Here is a 20,431-nt window from a genome sequence, read left to right as displayed (position 1 = left end):
GTCTAACACGAGAACAATATTGGCGTTATTGGAACCAGCGATAGCAGGCTACTCGGACCATGACCGAATACCATGCAAATCATCCTATGCCACGCTGCTCATTGAGTAGAATCGTCTCAGTTGGTGAAATTATCTCATCCGGTGAATACATCTATGCAGAGATGATCTCTGTTAATAGAGCTGCCCCGGGTGGCTCGGGAAATCACACCAATGAATCTCGACGAATTCGTGGAGTCGCACGAACCACAGGAGACCGGTAAAACGTTCGAACTCGAAAGCTCGAAAATGCTCGATATCTCGCTCGACGGGCACATTATGAGCAAAGCAGGCTCGATGATTGGCTATACCGGTGATATTGCCTTTGAGCGTAAGTCGGCCGGCGGCGGGTTGAAAGGCATGCTCAAAAAGCGCGTGACCGGCGAAGGAGGCGTGATGATGCGCGCCTCGGGTACCGGCCATCTCTATCTGGCCGATGCGGGCAAGGAGGTCCAAATTCTCGAACTCGACGCCGGCGACGAAATCAGTGTCAATGGGAACGATATCCTCGCGTTCGAGGACAGTGTGGGATGGGACATCAAGATGATGAGTTCCATCGCAGGTACCTCTTCTGGGGGACTGTTCAACGTCTTCCTCAGCGGGCCGGGCCACATCGCCATCACGACTCACGGTGAGCCACTTGTGGTCCCGACGCCGGTTCGGACCGACCCCAACGCCACTGTCGCCTGGAGCGCCAACGTTTCACCCAACGCGAAGCACGATCTCAATATCAAGAGTTTTCTCGGACGTTCGTCGGGTGAGACCTTCCAACTCGAATTCGCTGGTCAGGATGGATTCGTGATCGTCCAACCCTACGAGGAGGTCAATCCTGACCAGAGTGGCGGGAGCGGCGAGAGTGCTAGTACCGGCGAGGGAGTCAGCGTCAGCGATTTCCTGTGAGTTCGATAGCTTGGAGACTGTGATTCGTCGCCGTTCGTGAAAACGGACGAAACGACTCACACTCTATACATCGGGAATAGTCACTCATGGATCGGGACACCTCTGCTGAGTGAACCCGCTATCGACCAGTTGGAGGACAGAATCGAGTGCTCTATTGAAAATGCGGTACGGCGGCAGGATCCACTGATTTTGAACTGAAACGTCACGCATTTGAGTCAGGAAGAATCGTGAGTATCCCGTCTGGTTTGGCAGTTATCGACCCGATCCAATTCGATCGTATATATTCCAGTCAACGAAGGCATGGATTGTATTAGAGAGTGATCGCCTAAACCATCAAATCCCTACGCCATCGTCCATTTTCAATAGAGCACGTATCTTGCACATCGGGTCGTTAAATGTGCTCTGTTCAGGTGACCAATCACTCGCTAATCAGAACATAGAGAGGGTGTTATCTGGCGTTCTCTTTAGCCAGTTCACGCCACTCGGCGACATTTTCGGGCGATTCAGTCTCGAGCAGCCGGTCGAGCTTGCGCTCGAACTCCTCGTCAGTGAGGTCGCCGCGGACGTACTGGTCGCGGAGGTTAGTCAGTGGGTCTGTTGACACATCTGGATCCCGCTCATCCTCTACCAGTTCGCTGTCGGCTTCGTCTTCAGGGAACAGAATACCGAGGATAGGTAAGACAACCGCGAAACCGAGTACCCAAATGAGCCAGAAGTACGGCATTCCTGCGACCATTGCGACGAAGCCAGCACCGAGGGTGAGGAGCACGAAAATGGCCAGCATCTCACCCCATGAAAGTTCAGATGGACTCTTCATCCACGATACTATAGATGACCGAATATAACTTCTCACCCCTCTCCTGCAATGAGCTGCTCCCTTCATTACACCCTGTAATACGGGGCGTGATTGTTGTCAGGACTATTATGAGATAGGTTTAAATCACAGAATGTCTTCTATACATCGAACCTCATGACCAAACAATATGAATACAAAGTGATCTCGGCGGCAAAGACATTCTTCTGGAGTCTTGACAAAGAGAAAACAGCACAACGGCTCAACCAAGCAGCTCAAAATGGGTGGGAACTTGATGAGACAGCGTTCGACTGGTCTGGTGGACCTTCAAAGCTCATTCTCAAACGCGAACGCTGAGTGAGTTTCTACTATCGCTCATGTGTAGCACATTGTTGATTTCAGAAAGCGGCTCGAACAGCGTGCTTGAGCGCTTTTCGACCGGGTTGATCGGATACCTCTCTGCGGAGCTGAAACGCGCGAAGATACTGAGTGAGCTTGTCTTTTGAGATCCCTCGATGGGGCGAGAGCCACGGGCGCAGCAGCGACCCGTGACACTCGCAGGTGTTGACGCGGACCTCTCCGTCAATGTACTCACTGTCTCCGTGGGTGACGCACTCGCGATCGAAGGCAGCGTCTTTCTCAAGCGGATCGTACGCCCGAAACCCGTCGGTATAGACAGTCAGTGACTCCTGCTGGCGGGCTCTGTCCACGGATAGCGACCGAGGCGTTCGTTACCAACACCCTTCCACCGAAACCATTGTTCCGGGCGCGCTCGCCGTGAGAGTCTACTCACACGCTTGCTGAGTCGCCAAGACGATGCGTTCTGGTCGGAGGTGAAACGCGGCTGTCAACTGGATCGAGACGACGATTTATTTAACCGATAGGTTTAATATACGAGTCAGTATATGCTTAACTGGATGGTTGAACGACAGTCGGACGATCTTGACCTCGACGCTATCTTCCACGCGCTGGCCCACCCGATCCGCCGGGCCACCCTGGAAGAGTTAGCCGACGGTCCAAAGAGCGTCAGCGAGTTGTCCGAACCCCATGACGTTTCGCTGGCAGCGGTCTCGAAGCACCTGCGCGTGCTGGAGGACGCGAACCTACTCGAAGTCGAGCAGGATGGCCGCGTTCGCCGCAGTCACCTGAACGCCGCGCCACTGAGCGAGGCGTTCGGCTGGCTGACCCGCTACCGCGTGCTCTGGGAGGACCGTTTCGACGCGCTGGCCGACCATCTGGAGAACGAGGACGAAGACCAATGACACCCGACACGATCGACGAGACCGAGATCGAAACGACGGACACGACCCTCACCCTCCGCCGGACGTTCGACGCCCCACGCGAACGCGTGTGGCAGGCGTTCACTGACCCTGACGAACTGGTCCAGTGGTTCGTGCCCGACGGCATGACAGCGGAGGTTCGCGCCAACGAAGTCGAATCCGGTGGCGACATGTTCATCACCTGGACTGACGGGGAGAATCGTGTCAACAACGAGGGAACCTACGTCGAGGTGGTCGAGCACGAACGCCTCGTTACGGGTGAGGAGACCGAAGTGGGAGAGCTTCGTGTCATCTACGAGTTCCAAGATGTTCGGGATGGCACGGAAGTCGTCGTTACCCAGGAGTTCCCTGGGCAGGTTCCCGACGGTGCCGCCGAAGGCTGGGCAGGCATGCTCGAAACCCTGGCGGAACTACTCCAGGAATCAGACGCAGATCCCATCGAGACCGAGGAGCGAAGTATGACAACGAGCCGAGTCATCAAAGCCTCACCCGAACGCGTCTACGAGGCGTTCCTCGATCCCGACGAACTCGCCCAATGGTTGCCACCGACCGGCTTCAGCGCCGAGGTCCACCACCTGGAGCCCGAGGAGGGCGGAACGTTCCGCGCCACGTTCACGGGCAAAACCGAGGAGTTCGCGGACTACGGCCACTCTTTCGGGGGCACCTACAAGGAACTCTCACCGGGCGAGCAGATCGTCTACACTGAATCGTTCGAAACCGATGAGCCGAGCATGGCCGGCGAGATGACCGTGACAGCCACCTTCGAGGAGGTACCAGATGGAACCGAGATCACCGTCCGACAGGAGGGCATCCCGGAGGCCATTCCCCCGAGCGACGCCAACGAAGGGTGGAACGAGTCCCTCGAAAATCTCGCGGATGTAATCGAGGAGGCATAGCATGATCGAAACCGATGCAACGAGGTTGACGATCCGACTACCGATCGAAATGTCGCAGGACTGTTCCGGGCCTCGGAGGTGGAAATTGACGTGATGCTGGATGGCAAGGTCGCGGCGATCTACGGCGCAGGCGGATCGATCGGTGGTGCTGTCGCCCGCGTCTTCGCCCGTGAGGGGGCCAGAATCTTCCTCGCCGGGCGCACTGAAATGACACTCGACAAGATTGCCGAGGACATTCGCTCGGACGGGGGCAAGGCGGACACCGCAGTCGTCGATGCTCTTGACGAGCAAGCCGTCGACGAGTTCGTCGATGCGGTGGTCGAGGAGACCGGGCGCATCGACATTTCGTTCAACCTCATCGGAATCGGTGATGTCCAGGAGCCGCTGTCAGGGATTTCAAGCGAAGACTTCACCCAGCCGATCACTACCGCGATGCGGACGCAGTTCCTGACGACGAGGGCGGCAGCTCGGCACATGATCAAGCATGAATCTGGGGTGATCCTAACGTTCGGCGGTGGTGGTCCCCAGACACAACCTGGGCTCGGGGGCTTCAAAGTCGCTCTCGACGCTATCGAGGGACTTCGACGGCAGTGGGCCGTCGAACTTGGGGAGCATAGCATCCGTGTCGTCACCCTGAAAACGGGGGGTGTACTCGAATCGATCCCTGGGGATGTCGACTACCGTGACGAGATTATCGCAGCGACAGAGGAGGCGGCCTTACTGAACCGCACAGAGACGTTGACCGACGTGGGCAACGTCGCAGCCTTTGTGGCCTCGGACCGAGCCCGCACCATCACCGCCACGGAAGTCAACATCTCCTGTGGCGCGATCATGGAGTAGATGTTAGCTGATGTCGGCTAGGTAGCTCGTCAATGCACGGATCAGGCATTCAGTTCTGACATCCGTGCAATGTGATAAACAGCCGCTAATCAATCCCAGGTTAATATCTCGGAATCGTCTGGACAGGCTGTGAAATGAATGTCTGCTGAATAGTGCCGCCGCTCACGAATCGTGTGCGACGAACGTAAGATGATCGATCGAAAGATGACAGATCAGCGTTTTTATGTCGGCGTAGCTCTCCCACCGCTCGCACTGTGACTGTGCGATGGTCGTGACATCCGCAACGAATCCGTCGAGAACATCACCACTCCCGTCAGATTCGTCCTCGAAAAACCTGGACCGGCCGTGATGGCCAGTGGCGTCGGCGACGAGTGCCGCTGCAACCATCTCCGCAGTGTCGTGCAGCGGGGTTGTGGCCAGTGATTTCGCGTCGATACGTGGTTCTGTGTCGGCTGAGTCCGACTCTGGCGTTGGCTTCGTCCCCATATCGTGTATCTAATCGTCCCCACAAGTCGTCCGACAGAGAACACTGTGGCGGAGGGCTTGCTGCTGACACACGGGTACCGAAGTGTGGTGAGTGTTGAACCATCGGTTTCTGTCGGGTATGACGGTCGTCTTGTTACCGGATTATCGTCACGTCGGTTCGATCAAGCGCATCGCTGGCTCCGAACGCTTTTTCCAGCAAACAGCTACTGTTCTGGCCCTCTCGTCGGTACGGGTGGGTGTCCGCTCTGGGCATCGAACGGCGGGAGTTCCTTCCGTCAACGTCGACCTTCGCGCGTTCGAGCCGCCACTGATCGTTGTCGAACGGGATGTCGTAGTTCGCCTCGGCTCGTGCGAGGATGATCTGGATTGCGGAGGCGCCACGTATTTTTACTTTCCCTCTGTTGGTTCGATCCGACCGTGACCACAGGCGACGACGGGAGTGGATTCCGTGAAGTGATCCGCGGCGGACCGACGATGGCATACGCGAACCGGTTCGCGGTGTTCGCAGTACCGGTGGTGCACTGTGACGATATTCCACGCGAAGGAAGAAATTATGCTTGATCGACACGAGGTAGTGATCGCCGGTGCCGGTCCGGCCGGAGCTCAGTGTGCGCGCGACGTTGCCAGACGTGGCTACGACGTGCTCGTCCTCGAAACCGAGAACGAGGCGGAGTTTCCTCGACAGAGCAACAAGTCCACCGCCGGGACCTTCGCCTCGATGATGGGAGCGTTCGGCTTGCCCGACGACGTGGTGATGAACTACACTGAGAAGATCGTGCTCGAATCTCCGAACGATCACTTTACTAGAGTCCAACCGGGTGCGGTAATGGACTTCGCGGATTTCAAGCAGTTCCTCGTCGAGGACGGGCGCGAGGCAGGCGCGGAATATCGCTTCAACGCACGTGCGACCGCCCCGATCACCGAGAACGGCCACGCGGTCGGGGTGCGCTACAACGGCGATCAGGAGGTCTATGCCGACATCGTGATCGACGCGACCGGACCGGCAGCGCCCCTGGCGAAGGCCCTCGATGTGAGCGACCTCGAACGGAAGAACCAGGCGATCGGCGTCGAGTGGGAGATGGATGGGATAAGGGTCGAACACGATGGCTACGCCGACCTCACGGACGCCATGATGCTCCGGCTGGATCACGATCTCGCACCGGGCGGCTACTCGTGGATCTTTCACACCGGCGCGGACACCGCGAAGGTCGGCCTGTGTTTCATCCAGAACGAGCGCTACCGGAACCACCAAACGAGAGACCGGAGCATTGACGGCTACCTCGACCACTGGCTTGACACCGACCCGCGGCTGACGAACGCGAAGCGTCACGAGGGCGGCCAACACCGCGGCTCCGCGCACATCCAGACCCCCGATCGGCTCCATGCGCCGGGATTCATGGCGATCGGCGACACCGTGCCGACGGTGGATCCGCTATGGGGCGAGGGGATCGACACCTGTATGAAGTCGGGCCGCGCGGCCGCGATCACCGCCGACCGGTGTCTGATGTCCGAACGACGGGACACCTCGGATTCGAACATGTCGGTCTACGACACCCTCTGGCACCGCGACGTCGCACCCAAGGCCGAGCGCCGGCTCTTGATGACGCGGCTCCTGTATCTGGCCTCGAACGAGCGCTACGATCGGCTGCTGGGCGACATGAACGACCTCGGGATAGGGACGCTGGCGGACGCAAATGAGGGTAGTCCGCTTGCGATCGCGCGATTGATCCACCTCGACGACGCCCCACTATTCGGGCAGTTCCTGCGCGATCGGGTTGCGGAGCGACTCGCGTAACCGAAACGGATCCTCAAAGCATCGTAGACCGGTCTTCGGAGCTACCTACAGGCATATTCGGTGAACGGTGGATGTTTGCCGTTTAATGAACTCGCCCCTCCCGCTCTGTACTGTCGATTGTCATCTCCACTCTCGCGTAGGGTATGCCCTCGGATATCCCACATCTCTGAACTCGGCTAGGTCGATTCGTCATGCATAGTCCTGTGTGAAAATTTAGGGCGTCAATTGATTCCAACGCTTATTATGTATGAGAAAACGACCTGCTTGTCTTCAGCTACCAAGGGGTCACCCGATACGACTATACCCTTTCTCGAAAAAGTCTTGCTGAGCGCGGGATCTGAATCATGAGGACCAGTTTCTCGCGCTCCTCGTGATTTTCGGGAACGATCCAACAGGAGAAATCAGCCATTCCGTGAACGCATTGGAGTATCGTCTTGGCAGTACTCGTGATCTGCTACCAGGCTTGATCTACCAGATGAAAGTATCTCGTGACGGATGAAATCGAAATATTCGGGAACGGTGATGATGGCGGTATGGAGCGCGAACGATCCATGACAAGCACCCGGGTTGTAGCGCGCCCCCATGTCACTCATTGGCGTGAAGACGGAAAGATGTTAGGGACGTTCTCGAAAAATCTTCGGTAATTCAGCCTCTGGTCCCTACAGAGGGAGTGTTAGCTGCTTGCTGTAGTCTCAGTCTCCATCGAGGTTCCGTTCCCCATCATGGTCTCGTTTTCCATCGAGGTCCCGTTTTCCATCATGGTTTCTTCGCCAGCAGCAGTCGTTTCTTCCTCGCCAGCGGTGGCTTCCTCTTCGCCAGCTGTCGTCTCTTCACCAGCAGTGGTCTCCTCCTCTTCCTCAGCGGCGGTGGTTTCCTCTTCCTCAGCAGCAGTCGTCTCTTCTTCCTCGGCCGCGGTGGCTTCCTCTTCAGCAGCGGTGGTATCTTCACCGGCAGCAGCAGTGGCTCCATCACCGCTGGTGTTGTTGCCACCCCCGCCTCCACTACATCCAGCAACCACGAGCATGACGGCCACGAGGCCAACCATGGCGATGCGCTTCGTCTGAACGCCTTCCAATCGATCGGATAGTTTTGACATCACGGTGTCTTCGGCCTGTCAAGAGTCGGGGCACGTTCTTAACTCCAGGTAGCTGTTCCGAACCTTTTCGGACGATTCCAGATCGTTTCACGCTTCTGAGTCCGAAATTCGACCGTGAAATGTGTTGAAATGTGGCATGGGACTTTGATGACAATCACGCCGGAGCACTCTCCGTAACTGAAAGCGTGGCTACTGGCGGGCGAGATACCGCCTCTTATTGACCGACGTCGATTGGCGTTCCAAGACCCGCGATTTATCTCGTGGTGACTTGTATTCCGTCGTCCCAGTCGTTGGGATGGGGGTCAATACCCATGTCCATTGATGTGTAGGCCGATCGCGATTTTGTCGTCGATATCTCTGGAAGAACACGCGAGTCGGAGGTACCGAACCAAGTACCGAGTTCATCCACCAGATGCCCCATCGCTAGAGCGTGCCGTCGACTACGGGGTTATGACGTCGAAGTTGACTGCGATATTGAGCACGAACCATGTTGACGTCGAGAATCAGACCTTGAGCAATATGAGCGTGAAGTGATAGTTAACGAAAGGGCTACGGTTGTGCGTTCGAAGTGCACACTTGGGGAGACTCTGGTATGGTTGGGATTGCTCACCCTCAACTTACTCTCCCCGATGGATCGCGATCGCGAGTGCGTGCGGCGTTGCTGGCGGGCTCTGTCCACGGATAGCGACCGAGGCCGTTACCAATATCCTGCCACCGAAACCCATTGTTCCGGGCGCGCTCGCCGCGAGAGTCCGTTTACACGCTTGCTGAGTCGCCAGGACGATGCGCGATGATCGCCGGACATTTTGCACAATGATGGGGGTAACAGTGTTCTTCTCGGGCGATTGAACACCCGTTTCGCGGGAGGTTTTTCGAACTCCTCCGCTGTCAGCTGCATCCCGACTCGAAATTCAGCCGACTCGACATTGAATAGTACAGATCGAAACCGATCGATCCTCGCTCGACGATGACAACAATGGACTGTGATCGAACGGTGGCTGTACGCCATTCACGCAGCTCAGGTTAGTCGTCGAAAAGTGTCGTCTCGACGAGCTTTGCCGTCCCACGACGGATGCGGCCGCCGATGGCGGTCGGCGAGAGGCCAAGCTCGTCCGCGATGTCGTCGAGACGCGCCTCGCGTGGCTCCTCGAAGTAGCCGTTCTCGTAGGCTGTCATCAGCGCTTCGCGCTGGGCTTCGGTCAGTCCCGTGGGTACACCGCCGTCCCATTCGTCCTGCCGGAACATTTTCTGGAGGGTGAACGAGATGTTCTCGGTGTCGCAGTACTCGGCGAGTGCGGCGAGCGCGTTCCGATCGGGAAATTGGAGTCGGACTGTCCACCCGCGGGCGTTGGTAATCGCCCTGCGCATCAGTCCGCTGAGTTCGCTCGTCTTCGGCGAGATGAGCTTGGTCTCCGGGGGGTGGCGTATCCGATAGACACGGGTCGGCTCCAAGCCCGCCACCAACCCCCATTCCGCAACCGTATGATCCTCGTCTAGTTGTTGTTCGAATCCTTCGCCAGGGTTCTCGACGATGTAGAAGAAAATCCCCGTCTCGGGGTCAGTCCCAGAGTGATGGACAACCCGAATCGTTGTGTCGGGACACTCGTGAATCGTAGGATCCAACGACATGTCCGGGTGGCCGATGTCGGCAACAGCGATCACACTCATGACTGATCACTTCGTTGAGAGCATTGTCGTGTCATCACTCGCGATCGCTCTCCCGGGCAAGCAATCGGCTGATCGTTGAGTCCCACGCCAACTATCGCCTGATCACATCGGACCGCCGAAACCGGCAGCTGGAACGGGAATACGCAGGCGGACGGTCGTTGGAGAGGGGGAATCGTTCGTCCGGTGATCGACGCCTGTTCACCCAACACTGCGTATGATTTGTTGACAGTCGGTTAAGCTATTTGCGGCGGTGGTACTCGACATGTAATGACCGATCATGGCACAGACTCGGACCACGAACACGGGCAACCGACACTCGTTCCGACAAGCGAACAGTTCCAGAAGTGACAATTCGGGACTGAACAGGTCTGCGAAGATTCCAATCGTCCCGGTATCGCGACCAGTGAAAACGCTCGCGAACAGCACGCTGACTCGGTCGCCGACCCCTCAGTCGAGCGCCCCGATCACACAGCCTACCAAAGGGGTTTGAGTCTCTGAAGACGCGTCTCTTTGCGTTCTTCATCGGCCTCAGCCTTGCGCATACGTACTCACTCCCATCGGTTTCGTATATTGCGGACTCACCGGACTCACCACAGATATCCTCACTATGATGAGTACGTCTTCACCCGACTACGACTCGAATTGACCGAAGCTGGCAGAGGGGTCCTCTGGTGGGGAACTCTCAGGCACTTGTCGCCCATCGGTTGCCGCCGCGAATCCGTCTCCCCACAGCCACGCGGCAATGATAAGCGCGTAAAACCCAACGAACACTCCCACGATGCCCCCAAGGATAGGGACGATATTGAGGACGGTCACGATGAGTCCCACCACGATATTCAGCCCGATGACGTAGGCCCACGCGATCAAATACTCTCGCGAAGTCACGACATCAGTGATAATGCCGAAATCGAACCCCGCACCGAACGTGCCTTTCCTCGCATAGTTGGCAACTCCTGCGAAGCCGACATACCCAAACGCGAGGGCAAGAATCCACCAGAGGAACAACCCTCCGAAGAACCCGAGGAATCCGAGACCGGCCCCTGCATCCGATCCCGTGAGCAGGGCCAGAACTGATCCACCAACGAACACGCCGAACACGACTAGCGGGATGAGCTGATAGATGAATCCGATGATACCCGCTACAACTCCCTCTTTCAGTAAGTCACCCCACTCATCGAACACGGGCGGGTGCTCGGCATGCTCCATTCCTGACCGGATCGCGCGGACTAAGTACCCCGACACAACGAACCACGGGACGATGAGAAACGAAAACAACAATGCGAATCCTCCAATCAGCACCGTGACTATCCAGTCGTCCGATTCCATCGGATACCGCGCCAGCGTCTCGATGTCTACATCCATGTGAACCGATTGAAGTTATGCGTCAGCGGTAATAAGCCTTGGTACAAAGTAACATAGAACTCGTCATACACCTCACCAGCAGCGCGAAAAACAGTGTCTGATAAGCAGCCAGTAGTGTCGCTATTCAAAGCTAGCGATAGCGGGCCCCTCGGCCGATACGTGAAACCTATGCCAACTGTTCTATGACGGCCCGTTGGTAGCGATTCGATTGGTCTCTACACTCAGCGTTCTGACGTCGCCGGCGAACAGCAGAAAATAGACGCAACTGGGGACAAAACAACGCAATCTGCCAACGATAATATTCCACCAACCGTTTATTACGCCACACTCTAAGAACAACATATCCGCGATAAGTCCAGATACCCGTGTGAACCGACCATGAATCGCCGCACACTTATTGTACTCCTCCTCGGCGGCCTCGTCGTACTCGCTGGTTGCGCTGGGACTCCCGGCGGGAATCAAACCGCGGCGACCGCTGGCACTGATCTGACTGCTGGCTCTACACAGATGGAACGTACAGCCGGCACAGCAGCCACACAGAGCGGGACGCAAACACCCACTGCCACGGCCGCATCCTCAAACGAAGACATCACCCAAACTGCTGCTGCCACGCAATCGAACACCTCTCTCGAAGGGACGCTCGATATCCATTATATCAACGTCGGACAGGGTGACGCTACCCTCATCATCGGGCCGACCAACGAAACCATGCTCATCGACACTGGCGATTATCGAGACGACGGCGAAATCGTCCTCGACTATCTCCGCCAACACGGCATCGACCGCATCGATTACCTCGTTACCAGCCACGCTGATGCCGACCACATCGGCGGCCACGAAGCCGTTATCGACTACTACGAAACCCAAGCCAACGGCATCGGCGCGGTGTACGATCCCGGTCTTGCTTCCAGTTCACAGACCTATCAAGAGTATCTCGATGCTGTCGAGGAACACGATGTTCAACTCTACGAAACCCGCGCCGGTGATTCAATCCCCTTTGAGGGAGTGAGCACCAAGGTCCTCGCTCCGCCCGAACCGTACCTCGATAGCGAGCAGGGCAACGAAAACAGCGTTGTCCTCCAACTCACACTCGGTCAGACGCGCTTCATGCTTCCCGGTGACGTCGAGGAGGACGGCGAAGGCTATCTCGTCGACGAATACAGTGGCGATCTCCAGTCAATCGTTCTCAAATCGGCGCACCACGGCAGCGCCGGCAGCAATACTGGCCCGTTCCTCGATGCTGTGCAGCCACAGGTGACGGTCATCTCCAGTGCGTATGATTCACAGTACGGACATCCCGCTGAGGAAGCGCTCAAACGGCTCGGAGAGCGCGATATCGCCGCCTACTGGACTGCCACCCACGGGAACATCGTCATGAGCAGCGATGGCGAAGCGGTCTCCATTGCTACCCAGCAGACTGCACCCACCGACCCTGGCTCGCTCCGTGATGGACAATCGGTCGAACCTGGCTCCGATACCCCGGTCGAACAACGCACGACGGTCACCGTCGGAACAGAGTCAACCCAAACCCCGGCTCCGACTCCAACGTCAACAGTGACCCAAACATCTTCGGAGACCGAGAGTACGCCAACACCGACCATAACTGACGGTGGAGAACGGACTGAGACATCCAGCACCGCCGGATCGCTAGGTATCACCGAAGTACACGCGGACGCCGAGGGCGATGAGAGCGACAACCTCAACGACGAGTACATCGTCTTCGAAAACACCGGGAGCGAGGGCCTTGATCTCTCAGGATGGACCGTCGCAGACGCAGCCGACCACGAGTATACGATTCCTTCGAATACCGTTCTCGGTGCTGGTGAGACGATTACCTTGCACACCGGCGAGGGGACCAACACCAACACTGATCTCTACTGGGGTTCCGGATCGGCAATCTGGAACAATGGCGGCGATACGATTATCGTCACAAACGACCAAGGCGAGCGCGTCATCGAGGAGGAATACTAAACAATGCCATCCGACGGCAAGTACACGGCAGTGGTTGATCGCTTCGAAGAAGACCTCGCCGTGCTGTTGCTCGAACGCGATGGCGAAACTGTTGACGACATCCTTCTCCCAAAGCCAGAACTGCCGGAGAGTGGTCGCCACCAAGACGCGGTTCTGTACGTGAGCGTTGTGGATGGGGAAGTACGGAACGCGACCTACAAAGCTGAGGAGACCGACCAGCGCGCAGAGCGCGCGCAATCGCGATTCGACCGCCTCTCGCAGCGCCCCTCCGAATCAGAGACAGAAGCGGGTACTGATTCGGAGCGATAGAGACAGCCCGTCCGTCCACCATCTCTGTGGACAGTGTGGTTGTCAGATCAATTGTGGACGTCGATCTCGGTGAAGCAGTGCATTCATTAGAAAAACCACCATCCAGCGGTGGGATTGTCACTCGAAACGCGATGTGTCACGACACCATTTGTGCTCGCTAGCGGGCCACAGATGAGCGCGCCGGCAAGCTCCCGAAGCCATCCCCTAGCGAGTGTCTGGCTGGGAAAATGGGCCGGTCGGTTTGACCCCCGGCCCGTGGTTCGCGTATGCTCCTACGCACGGTGTCCCCGTGTTGACCGCACGTAGCACAGGCAAACACACCTGCACACTTCTATACAGGCTCCCACTTCTTAGTTCTTGTTGCCAATTGGCATGGCCACGTCGGAGAAACAAGAGAGAAGTCTGTTGCTGCAGCTGTGGTGATCGCTAGCAAAGGATTTGTGCTCGGGGTGAGTACCGCTGCTCAACCAGTACAGGACGTCGAAACCTCCCAGAATCAAAGTAGTGTTCAACTCATGCCTACATTCGACGCCGACACCACAGAGATCAACGCGTTCAAAGTCAAAGATGCCGGCTTGTACATCTTCAGTCAGTACTTCGACCAGGAGGAGGTCTTCGACGAGTTGCGCGAGTGGTATGACAGTGAACAGTATCGCTTCGAAGTGCCCACCGACGAGATGGATCGAGTAGAGTCGTTCTTGGATGAGTATTTCTATGAAGTCACTCGCGTGGCAACCGACGATATCGAGACGTTCTGCGTGGTGAAAAGGAAGTACACCGACCACGCGGATATCCTTCGGAACTCGGTGTACCACACGAGCCAAGGGAACAACACCGTGTTCGTGATGCAGGATCGACCGTCGGCCGAACAGGCGGTCGAGCAGGGTGCGACGTACCTTGCTGACACGGATATCGAGTTCAACCTATAGCGCGGTACACGCGAACTGGCACTACTGGAGCAAACGCAAATATACATTTTGACAATAAAGGAGTGCAATTCACTACTCTGTCGGAGGCAAAGTGGAATAGGACTACGAGGTGTGCTCAGAAGCTACTGTCTGGGTGCTCCCACTCCTCGTAGTACTCGCGTTGATTCTCCGTCAGACTGTCGATAGCAATACCAAGCGTCTCCAGTTTGCGGCTGGCCACCTCGCGATCGAGGTGATCCGGAATCGCATACAGTCCAGGCGTGAGGTCTGGATCCTGAGTGAGCATATCGTGGGCAGCAGCAAACATCATCGCGAAGGTCGTATCCATCACTTCCGCAGGGTGACCCTGACTGTGGGGCCCAGTAAGATTCACGAGACGGCCACGAGCAAGCACGTTCACCCGACGTCCATCCGACAAATGATAGCGCGTGATCCCCTCTTTTGGCTGAGTTACATCATTAGACTCCGCCTTGAGGTCTTCTAGCGAGAGTTCGACGTCAAAATGACCGGCATTGGCGAGAATAACACCGTCTTGGAGCTGGTCGAGGTGCTCTTTGCGCACGACTTCGCGATTGCCCGTTGAGGTGATGACGTAGTCCGCGAGGGAAGCAGCCTCACCCATAGTCATCACACGGTGGCCGTCCATGACCGCCTCCAGCGCCTTACGTGGGTCAACCTCGGTGACGATCGTCCACGCGCCCATTCCCCGAGCTTTTCGTGCGATCCCGCGTCCGCAGTAGCCGTAGCCAGCCACGACAACCGTCTTGCCCGAGAGCATGGTGTTGGTTGTGGTCATTACATTCGCTAGTGAGGATTCACCGGTGCCATGGACGTTGTCGAAGTAATGTTTCATCGGTGTATCATTGACACCGTACACCGGGAACTGGAGCACGTCCTGTTCCTCCATCGCCTCCACGCGCGTGATTCCAGCGGTGGTCTGCTCGCCACCACCGATGACCCCCTCAGCAATGTCGGGGTGGTCAGCGTGGACTTTGGCGATGAGTTCACAGCCGTCATCAAGAATGAAGTCTGGTTCTTCCTCCAGCAGGTCGTGCTGGCCAGCCTCCCATTCCTCATCGCTCATTCCCGCCTCAATGAACGTCTCGATCCCGTCGAGCTCTTGGAGAGCCTCGACGACCGCCTCTTTGGTACTGAACGGTTCGCTGCCAGTAACGAGGACGCGCGCTCCGGCGGCACGAAGCGTCTCTACGAGGACACCAGTCTTCGTCTCCAAGTGTGATGCGAGCGCAACGGTATCACCCTCAAGTGGCTTCGATTCGCTGTATTCCGCTGCAAGCGATTGGAGTATCGGGGTGTAGTCTCGGGTCCACGCCAATGGGTCCGTGTCATTGGAAACCATATCCTATCGATGCAGTCCTTTCATGATAAAGACTTACCGTGACCGGAATGCGGGTCGCGGTGATCCTTCGCGAAATTCGTTCGCTTTCCTCAAATCCCACCGAACCCGGCCAGTGAGAGCCAGACAGACCCAACAATCAGGACGAGACTGATAACGACGACGGCCCAATCAGCTGGTGCGAACGACCGTTTGTTGTAGAACGTCCGATCCCGCCGGGTGTCGAACCCACGCGCTTCCAAGGCCATCGCCTGCGTCTGGACGTTACGGATGGCAGTCATGAACACCGGAATGAGGAGTGGGATGTAGCCTCGGAGTCGTGAAATCGGATTACCGCCACTCACTTCATGCCCACGTGCAGCCTGGGCCTGTTGGACAGTGCCGGTTGCGCCGAGAAACGTCGGGAACAGTCGTAACGCTGTCCCAACCGCGAAGCAAAACGCGTAGGGCAGTCCGAGCGACCGGAGACCGGCCACGATCTCTTCGTTCGATGTAGTCGTCACGAATAGCAGACCGCCGACGATGAACGCAGCGATACGCTCTGAGCGTCCCAGTGCGAAGAGGAATTCGCGGCGGGTGACGGTCACCACCGGGGTGTGAAGCAACGTCGGGCCGCCAGATGCGGTGAACGCCGGCCAGACGACGAATCCAACGAGGAACAGCGCGGCGATGATATACGCAAGGCGTTTGAAATTACGCCACCCTCCAGCGTAGATGAGTGCAATAAACGACGCCGCCAGCGGAACGAACACCGCTGCTGGATGACCAAACACGTACGCGGTCGTGAATACGCCCAACAACAGCACCAGTTTCGATCGTGCCGTCAATCGATGCAAGACGGTATTTCGGTCGACGTACAGTGATGGCGACCTGCTCATCGGTCATCACTTCCGTCCGACATGGGATCAGTACCGCTGGTCGCCGGAGACTCTTCTTTCTCACCGCTCCCGCTCTCGCCTTCGTTCGTTGTTGCCCTCGCGTCTGTATTATCGAACACACCATCACCACCCAATCCAGAAACCACCTCATCCACTGAGAGTGCTGGGAGCGCGCCGTCGGTCCCCGCGTCAGCCGCCAGTCGGTTCGAGAGTGCCACCGGCTGGGGTGGTTTGAGCTGCCACTGTTCCAACGCGCCCTCATCGGCGAACAGTTCCCTTGTCGGACGATCCGCCACCTTTCGGCCGTCGTCCATCACCACCGTACGGGACGCGTATCGGACAACCGTGTTCATGTTGTGAGTTACCATCACGACGGTCATCCCCTCCTCGCGGTTCAAGCGGGCAACGAGATCCATGAATTGGCGCTGCTGAGTGGCGTCCAGTCCGGTCGTGGGTTCGTCGAAGACGATAACGTCAGGCTCCGTGGCAAGGATGCTCGCCAACGCGACCCGCTGACGCTGTCCCTTCGAGAGGGTAAACGGGTCTGCTTCTTCCAGTCCGTCGAGTTCGACTGTTTCGATCGCCGTCGTGACACGCTGTTCCAGCTCTTCACCTTCGAGGCCGAAGTTCTCCGGACCGAACGTCACCTCCTCTCGAACGGTGTCTGCAAATATCTGGTGATCAGGATTTTGGAACACGTAGCCGATCGAGCGACCGACTTCCGCCATAGGAAGGGACGCTACATCGCGACCGCGCCACGTCGCACTCCCCGCATCAGGTGCGAGTAGCCCGTTGAAATGCTTGGCCAGCGTCGTCTTTCCGCTTCCATTGTGACCGACAATTGCGACAGCCTCCCCTTCACTGACCGTGAGATCGACACCATCCACCGCCCGGACCGTCCCTTGATCAGTATCGTACTCGTAAACGAGGTCAGCGAACTCGAAGATCGGATCGCCTGGCGACTCACCAGTACCGGCGGGTGCCCCCGGCGGCTGCTCATCTTGAACGCCGGGCGGCATCCAATCGAGATCGTACTTTGCGACATAGCGAGCTGCATCATCGATGGTCAGAGGGAGATCGTCCGCTGGCCACCCCAGACGATCGAACGTCTCAACGACGGGTGGAACGGCGACGCGTGACGCGTGCAGTGCCTCCACGTCGGTGAACACCTCTTTGGTAGGACCATGGCGATACACCTGTCCGTCACGAAGGAGGACGATACGATCAGCCAGGAGCGCTTCTTCAACGTTATGAGAGACCATAACGACGTTCTCAGGGCCTGCCCAATCGTTCGTCCCGTCGTTCTCCGCAGCGAGCGAGCGGATGACTTGTAGGGTATCACGGCTTCCGGCGGGATCGAGATCACTCGTTGGTTCGTCGAGAAGGAGCAGTCGGGGCTGGTTCGCTACGACGCCTGCAATGACAAGGCGCTGTTTCTGTCCACCAGAGAGCGTGTCGGGTGATCGTCTGCGGTCGAGATTCGCCAATCCGACCAGCTCAAGTGCGTGCTCGATGCGATCACTGATTTCATCAGGGGGGACTGCGAGGTTCTCCGGACCGAACGCCACCTCGGCCGTGGCGTTCGTCCCGAAAAGTTGCGACTCGTAGTCCTGAAGCACCATCCCAACGACTTCGGCCATCTCGCTCACACGTGCCTCGGTCGTATCTCTACCGAGGACAGTCACATCTCCTGCGAACGACCCCGACATGAAGTCAGGAATAATGGCGTTGAGCGTGCGTAACAGCGTGGACTTCCCCCCACCGCTTGCACCCATGACAACGGTGAACGCACCCATAGGAATCTCAAGGTCCACTCCGCGGAGAACCGGTCCCTCGCGTGCGTCCGGATCAGGAACGGACTCCGCGTTACCCATAGCGAAGTCGTATTTCGATAAATCAAGTTTCTGGTCATAGGCGAACACCACATCATCGAGCCGGACCACCGGCCCGCCGTCTTCCGTATTGCCGACCATCTGCTCCTCGCAACGATCGGGAAACAGATAAACTCCATTCCCCGAATCAGTAGCCGACCAACTCCGAAAGTCGCTCTCCGGAAACAACCGCGAGCCCAAGGACAAGGACAAACCCGATCGCACCCAGTGCCCTCTGGAATGTTGACTGTGGTGGAGCAATGAAGACGCCAACGAGTACCCACACGATAGCGACGACGGCAATGCCGTAGGCTGCGATCTGGCGACGCGCGGAAGCAACGTCAGAGAGATCGTCGTCGCGCAGTACCTCGGGATATAGCAAGCCCATTTCCTTGACTCGCGGCCATGTCAGGTACAGCAGTGGTGGACCGAGGATGGCGGCGGCGATGAAGTTGTTGACGGTGATGGTCGCCCCGAGGACGGGAAACGGCACGAGGCCGAGGAGGTCCGCCCCCCACGCAATGATGGCCGCCGTGATGGCGGCCGCAACCAGCGCGACAACGAGATACTCGAGCAGTTGCCGGCCCGTATTCGAACGAAAGTCAGGTTCCTCGCCGCTCGATAGCGGCCCGAGGTTGCCCCACAGTTTGTATCCGACAAAGCCGAAAAAGAAGTTTCCAATAAATCCGAAGAAGCTTGCTGGACCGAACGTCCCACCAAAGATATCGCCGATGAGGTTGCCGATGCCCGATCCCCACGCGGCCGCGGGCCCAAAAAACAGGCTGAAGATGACCGGGAAGACGTTTGCCGGCCGAACGCTCGTGAAACCTGGTATGATAGTAAGTCCCTTGAACGGGATGAGTACGGCAGCGTACACCGCAGCAACCACGGCGGTGAGCATGATCATCCGCGTATCCCGCCACATCGTGACTACTTCTCGCATACTTAGCGATATTGCGGATAGCTCACTTAAGAGTATGTGACCGACTGTTGTGGCGCGGCCCAGTGTGCTCCACCGCGAGGAATCTCTGTGATTCATCTCGCAGGGAGATGCTGGCTCGCCAAAATATCGGTCGGGGAGTTGTGGCACCGGATCACGATCCAATTAACTGACATTAATTCGATGGGTGGCGGGAGCAAGTTACGTGCTACCCCTGCAGTGAAGGAGGTGGTTCATTGCAGCCTGCAACAAACCCTCTGGGATTTAAACAGCCAGCAGCCGGTAACGAAAATCAAGCAGAGGTAGCAGGTTCGGGCGGCTCGCCAACATATCGCTCTCGATTGTTGGCGATACGCTGAACAGTCGATCGATTAACACCGGTGCGGCGTGCGAGATCGCGCTTGCTCGCACCCTTATCGAGTTCATCGAGGATGACGACGGCAGTCTCATAGTCGTCGTTCGGCGTCAGATAGCCTTCTGGTCCCACATCGAAGCCGAACGGCGGTCGACCGTGCCACTTGCCCTGCTCACGGCTCGCAGCGATCCCCTCGGTGATGTTGTCGCGTTTGATCTCGGCTTCGAGCTCGGCGAACGTCGCTGCCACTGTCAAGAACGCGCGCGTGTAGGGATCACGCTCGTCGGGATCGAGGTCGATACCCATGTCCAAAATGTGCAATCCGACCTCGTTTTCGTCGACGATGCGATCGACGGTCGCGGCGAAATCCCGCACCGACCGAGAGATACGCGAGACCTCCGAGGCGATCACGCGCTCGACGTCGCCGGCTTCGACGGCTTCCATGAGCTCGCGGTAGCCGTCGCGGTCGGTATCGGTGCCGGTCTGCTTGTCGGAATACACTTCGATAGCGGCGGGTTCGATGCCGAGGGCGTCGGTCGCGTATTCACTGGTGCGTTGGCGTTGGCGAGCGAGGGTCTGGTCGGTGGTGCTGACGCGACAGTAGAGGGCGGTGGTGGCGGTCATGAGCGGACAGTTTCGGGCTGGGGTGCGTTTGTCTTAAAGCAGCCC

The 20,431-nt window shown here is 57.6% G+C and carries 18 protein-coding genes and 3 pseudogenes; 9 read left to right on the top strand and 12 right to left on the bottom strand.

From position 1 onward, the window contains the following. The first annotated feature begins 210 nt into the window (after positions 1–210). Positions 211–936, top strand: coding sequence for an AIM24 family protein (locus C449_RS13525; RefSeq protein WP_006078598.1), 726 nt, complete (start codon positions 211–213; stop codon positions 934–936). Positions 937–1,384: 448 nt separating this feature from the next. On the opposite strand, the gene C449_RS13520 is transcribed toward C449_RS13525, so the two are convergent. Next, positions 1,385–1,753 (bottom strand): SHOCT domain-containing protein, encoded by a 369-nt coding sequence (locus C449_RS13520; RefSeq protein ID WP_080504940.1) that lies wholly within the window; start codon positions 1,751–1,753, stop codon positions 1,385–1,387. A gap of 153 nt (positions 1,754–1,906) precedes the next feature. On the opposite strand from C449_RS13520, the gene C449_RS17570 reads away from it, so the two are divergent. Beyond that, positions 1,907–2,086 (top strand): DUF4177 domain-containing protein, encoded by a 180-nt coding sequence (locus tag C449_RS17570; RefSeq protein ID WP_080504939.1) that lies wholly within the window; start codon positions 1,907–1,909, stop codon positions 2,084–2,086. 41 nt (positions 2,087–2,127) lie between these two features. Here C449_RS17570 and C449_RS13515 read toward each other — a convergent pair. Further along, positions 2,128–2,427: pseudogene (locus tag C449_RS13515) on the bottom strand (transposase); the annotation flags it as partial. Between the two features lie 219 nt (positions 2,428–2,646). On the opposite strand from C449_RS13515, the gene C449_RS13510 reads away from it, so the two are divergent. The 3 genes from C449_RS13510 to C449_RS13500 all read left to right on the top strand — a co-directional run bounded on the left by C449_RS13510 (position 2,647) and on the right by C449_RS13500 (position 4,745). Next, positions 2,647–2,991: an ArsR/SmtB family transcription factor gene (locus C449_RS13510; protein ID WP_006078595.1), complete on the top strand. Its 345-nt coding sequence runs from the start codon at positions 2,647–2,649 to the stop codon at positions 2,989–2,991. Continuing rightward, positions 2,988–3,905: an SRPBCC family protein gene (locus C449_RS17565; protein ID WP_006078594.1), complete on the top strand. Its 918-nt coding sequence runs from the start codon at positions 2,988–2,990 to the stop codon at positions 3,903–3,905. Before C449_RS13510 ends, C449_RS17565 begins: the two co-directional genes overlap by 4 nt. 93 nt (positions 3,906–3,998) lie before the next feature. Further along, complete coding sequence (locus C449_RS13500; protein ID WP_006078592.1) at positions 3,999–4,745, top strand: SDR family NAD(P)-dependent oxidoreductase; 747 nt, start codon at positions 3,999–4,001, stop codon at positions 4,743–4,745. Between the two features lie 165 nt (positions 4,746–4,910). On the opposite strand, the pseudogene C449_RS13495 reads toward C449_RS13500, so the two are convergent. Both C449_RS13495 and C449_RS18710 read right to left on the bottom strand, forming a co-directional pair. Continuing rightward, a pseudogene (locus C449_RS13495) lies at positions 4,911–5,132 on the bottom strand (transposase); the annotation flags it as partial. Between the two features lie 302 nt (positions 5,133–5,434). Then, positions 5,435–5,604: pseudogene (locus C449_RS18710) on the bottom strand (recombinase family protein); the annotation flags it as partial. 180 nt (positions 5,605–5,784) lie between these two features. On the opposite strand from C449_RS18710, the gene C449_RS13485 reads away from it, so the two are divergent. Beyond that, positions 5,785–7,026, top strand: coding sequence for a digeranylgeranylglycerophospholipid reductase (locus C449_RS13485; protein WP_006078589.1), 1,242 nt, complete (start codon positions 5,785–5,787; stop codon positions 7,024–7,026). Between the two features lie 673 nt (positions 7,027–7,699). Here the strand turns inward: C449_RS13485 and C449_RS13480 are convergent. The 3 genes from C449_RS13480 to C449_RS13470 form a co-directional block, all read right to left on the bottom strand. Further along, positions 7,700–8,122: a hypothetical protein gene (locus C449_RS13480; protein WP_241430124.1), complete on the bottom strand. Its 423-nt coding sequence runs from the start codon at positions 8,120–8,122 to the stop codon at positions 7,700–7,702. A gap of 1,023 nt (positions 8,123–9,145) precedes the next feature. After that, complete coding sequence (locus C449_RS13475) at positions 9,146–9,790, bottom strand: helix-turn-helix domain-containing protein (protein WP_006078587.1); 645 nt, start codon at positions 9,788–9,790, stop codon at positions 9,146–9,148. A 630-nt stretch (positions 9,791–10,420) separates the two neighbouring features. Next, entirely contained in the window at positions 10,421–11,152 is a 732-nt protein-coding gene (locus C449_RS13470) for a DUF4013 domain-containing protein (RefSeq protein ID WP_005046661.1), read from the bottom strand. A gap of 507 nt (positions 11,153–11,659) precedes the next feature. On the opposite strand from C449_RS13470, the gene C449_RS13465 reads away from it, so the two are divergent. From C449_RS13465 to C449_RS13455, 3 genes are all read left to right on the top strand, one after another. Then, positions 11,660–13,123, top strand: a complete 1,464-nt coding sequence (locus tag C449_RS13465) for a lamin tail domain-containing protein (protein WP_006078586.1) — start codon at positions 11,660–11,662, stop codon at positions 13,121–13,123. Between the two features lie 3 nt (positions 13,124–13,126). Then, a complete protein-coding gene (locus C449_RS13460; protein ID WP_006078585.1) occupies positions 13,127–13,432 on the top strand; it encodes a DUF3006 domain-containing protein in 306 nt (101 codons plus the stop codon). Positions 13,433–13,947: 515 nt separating this feature from the next. After that, positions 13,948–14,361 carry a hypothetical protein gene (locus tag C449_RS13455; protein ID WP_006078584.1) on the top strand — a complete coding sequence of 138 codons (414 nt, stop codon included), beginning with the start codon at positions 13,948–13,950 and terminating at the stop codon, positions 14,359–14,361. A gap of 115 nt (positions 14,362–14,476) precedes the next feature. Here C449_RS13455 and C449_RS13450 read toward each other — a convergent pair whose 3' ends face one another. The 5 genes from C449_RS13450 to C449_RS13430 form a co-directional block, all read right to left on the bottom strand. Further along, positions 14,477–15,721: an adenosylhomocysteinase gene (locus C449_RS13450; protein ID WP_006078583.1), complete on the bottom strand. Its 1,245-nt coding sequence runs from the start codon at positions 15,719–15,721 to the stop codon at positions 14,477–14,479. Between the two features lie 89 nt (positions 15,722–15,810). Next, positions 15,811–16,596, bottom strand: coding sequence for an energy-coupling factor transporter transmembrane component T family protein (locus C449_RS13445; RefSeq protein ID WP_049914223.1), 786 nt, complete (start codon positions 16,594–16,596; stop codon positions 15,811–15,813). Further along, positions 16,593–18,569, bottom strand: coding sequence for an ABC transporter ATP-binding protein (locus C449_RS13440; protein ID WP_006078581.1), 1,977 nt, complete (start codon positions 18,567–18,569; stop codon positions 16,593–16,595). Before C449_RS13440 ends, C449_RS13445 begins: the two co-directional genes overlap by 4 nt. Positions 18,570–18,615: 46 nt before the next feature. Continuing rightward, positions 18,616–19,374 (bottom strand): QueT transporter family protein, encoded by a 759-nt coding sequence (locus C449_RS13435; protein WP_006078580.1) that lies wholly within the window; start codon positions 19,372–19,374, stop codon positions 18,616–18,618. Between the two features lie 325 nt (positions 19,375–19,699). Next, positions 19,700–20,386 carry a recombinase family protein gene (locus tag C449_RS13430; RefSeq protein WP_006078579.1) on the bottom strand — a complete coding sequence of 229 codons (687 nt, stop codon included), beginning with the start codon at positions 20,384–20,386 and terminating at the stop codon, positions 19,700–19,702. Between the last annotated feature and the right edge of the window lie 45 nt (positions 20,387–20,431).

Origin of the sequence: Halococcus saccharolyticus DSM 5350, from assembly GCF_000336915.1 — an archaeon.
In the GTDB taxonomy this organism is placed as follows: domain Archaea; phylum Halobacteriota; class Halobacteria; order Halobacteriales; family Halococcaceae; genus Halococcus; species Halococcus saccharolyticus.
This window is presented reverse-complemented; position numbering and strand designations above follow the sequence as displayed.

Bases quoted from the DNA above. Each gene is read 5' to 3' on its own strand.
- C449_RS13450 (WP_006078583.1), bottom strand. From the start codon at position 15,721: ATGGTTTCCAATGACACGGACCCATTGGCGTGGACCCGAGACTACACC.
- C449_RS13520 (WP_080504940.1), bottom strand. From the start codon at position 1,753: ATGAAGAGTCCATCTGAACTTTCATGGGGTGAGATGCTGGCCATTTTC.
- C449_RS13460 (WP_006078585.1), top strand. From the start codon at position 13,127: ATGCCATCCGACGGCAAGTACACGGCAGTGGTTGATCGCTTCGAAGAA.
- C449_RS13480 (WP_241430124.1), bottom strand. From the start codon at position 8,122: ATGTCAAAACTATCCGATCGATTGGAAGGCGTTCAGACGAAGCGCATC.
- C449_RS13510 (WP_006078595.1), top strand. From the start codon at position 2,647: ATGGTTGAACGACAGTCGGACGATCTTGACCTCGACGCTATCTTCCAC.
- C449_RS13465 (WP_006078586.1), top strand. From the start codon at position 11,660: ATGGAACGTACAGCCGGCACAGCAGCCACACAGAGCGGGACGCAAACA.
- C449_RS13485 (WP_006078589.1), top strand. From the start codon at position 5,785: ATGCTTGATCGACACGAGGTAGTGATCGCCGGTGCCGGTCCGGCCGGA.
- C449_RS13440 (WP_006078581.1), bottom strand. From the start codon at position 18,569: ATGGTCGGCAATACGGAAGACGGCGGGCCGGTGGTCCGGCTCGATGAT.
- C449_RS13430 (WP_006078579.1), bottom strand. From the start codon at position 20,386: ATGACCGCCACCACCGCCCTCTACTGTCGCGTCAGCACCACCGACCAG.
- C449_RS13470 (WP_005046661.1), bottom strand. From the start codon at position 11,152: ATGGATGTAGACATCGAGACGCTGGCGCGGTATCCGATGGAATCGGAC.
- C449_RS13475 (WP_006078587.1), bottom strand. From the start codon at position 9,790: ATGAGTGTGATCGCTGTTGCCGACATCGGCCACCCGGACATGTCGTTG.
- C449_RS13435 (WP_006078580.1), bottom strand. From the start codon at position 19,374: ATGATCATGCTCACCGCCGTGGTTGCTGCGGTGTACGCTGCCGTACTC.
- C449_RS13525 (WP_006078598.1), top strand. From the start codon at position 211: ATGAATCTCGACGAATTCGTGGAGTCGCACGAACCACAGGAGACCGGT.
- C449_RS13445 (WP_049914223.1), bottom strand. From the start codon at position 16,596: ATGAGCAGGTCGCCATCACTGTACGTCGACCGAAATACCGTCTTGCAT.
- C449_RS17565 (WP_006078594.1), top strand. From the start codon at position 2,988: ATGACACCCGACACGATCGACGAGACCGAGATCGAAACGACGGACACG.
- C449_RS13455 (WP_006078584.1), top strand. From the start codon at position 13,948: ATGCCTACATTCGACGCCGACACCACAGAGATCAACGCGTTCAAAGTC.
- C449_RS13500 (WP_006078592.1), top strand. From the start codon at position 3,999: ATGCTGGATGGCAAGGTCGCGGCGATCTACGGCGCAGGCGGATCGATC.
- C449_RS17570 (WP_080504939.1), top strand. From the start codon at position 1,907: ATGACCAAACAATATGAATACAAAGTGATCTCGGCGGCAAAGACATTC.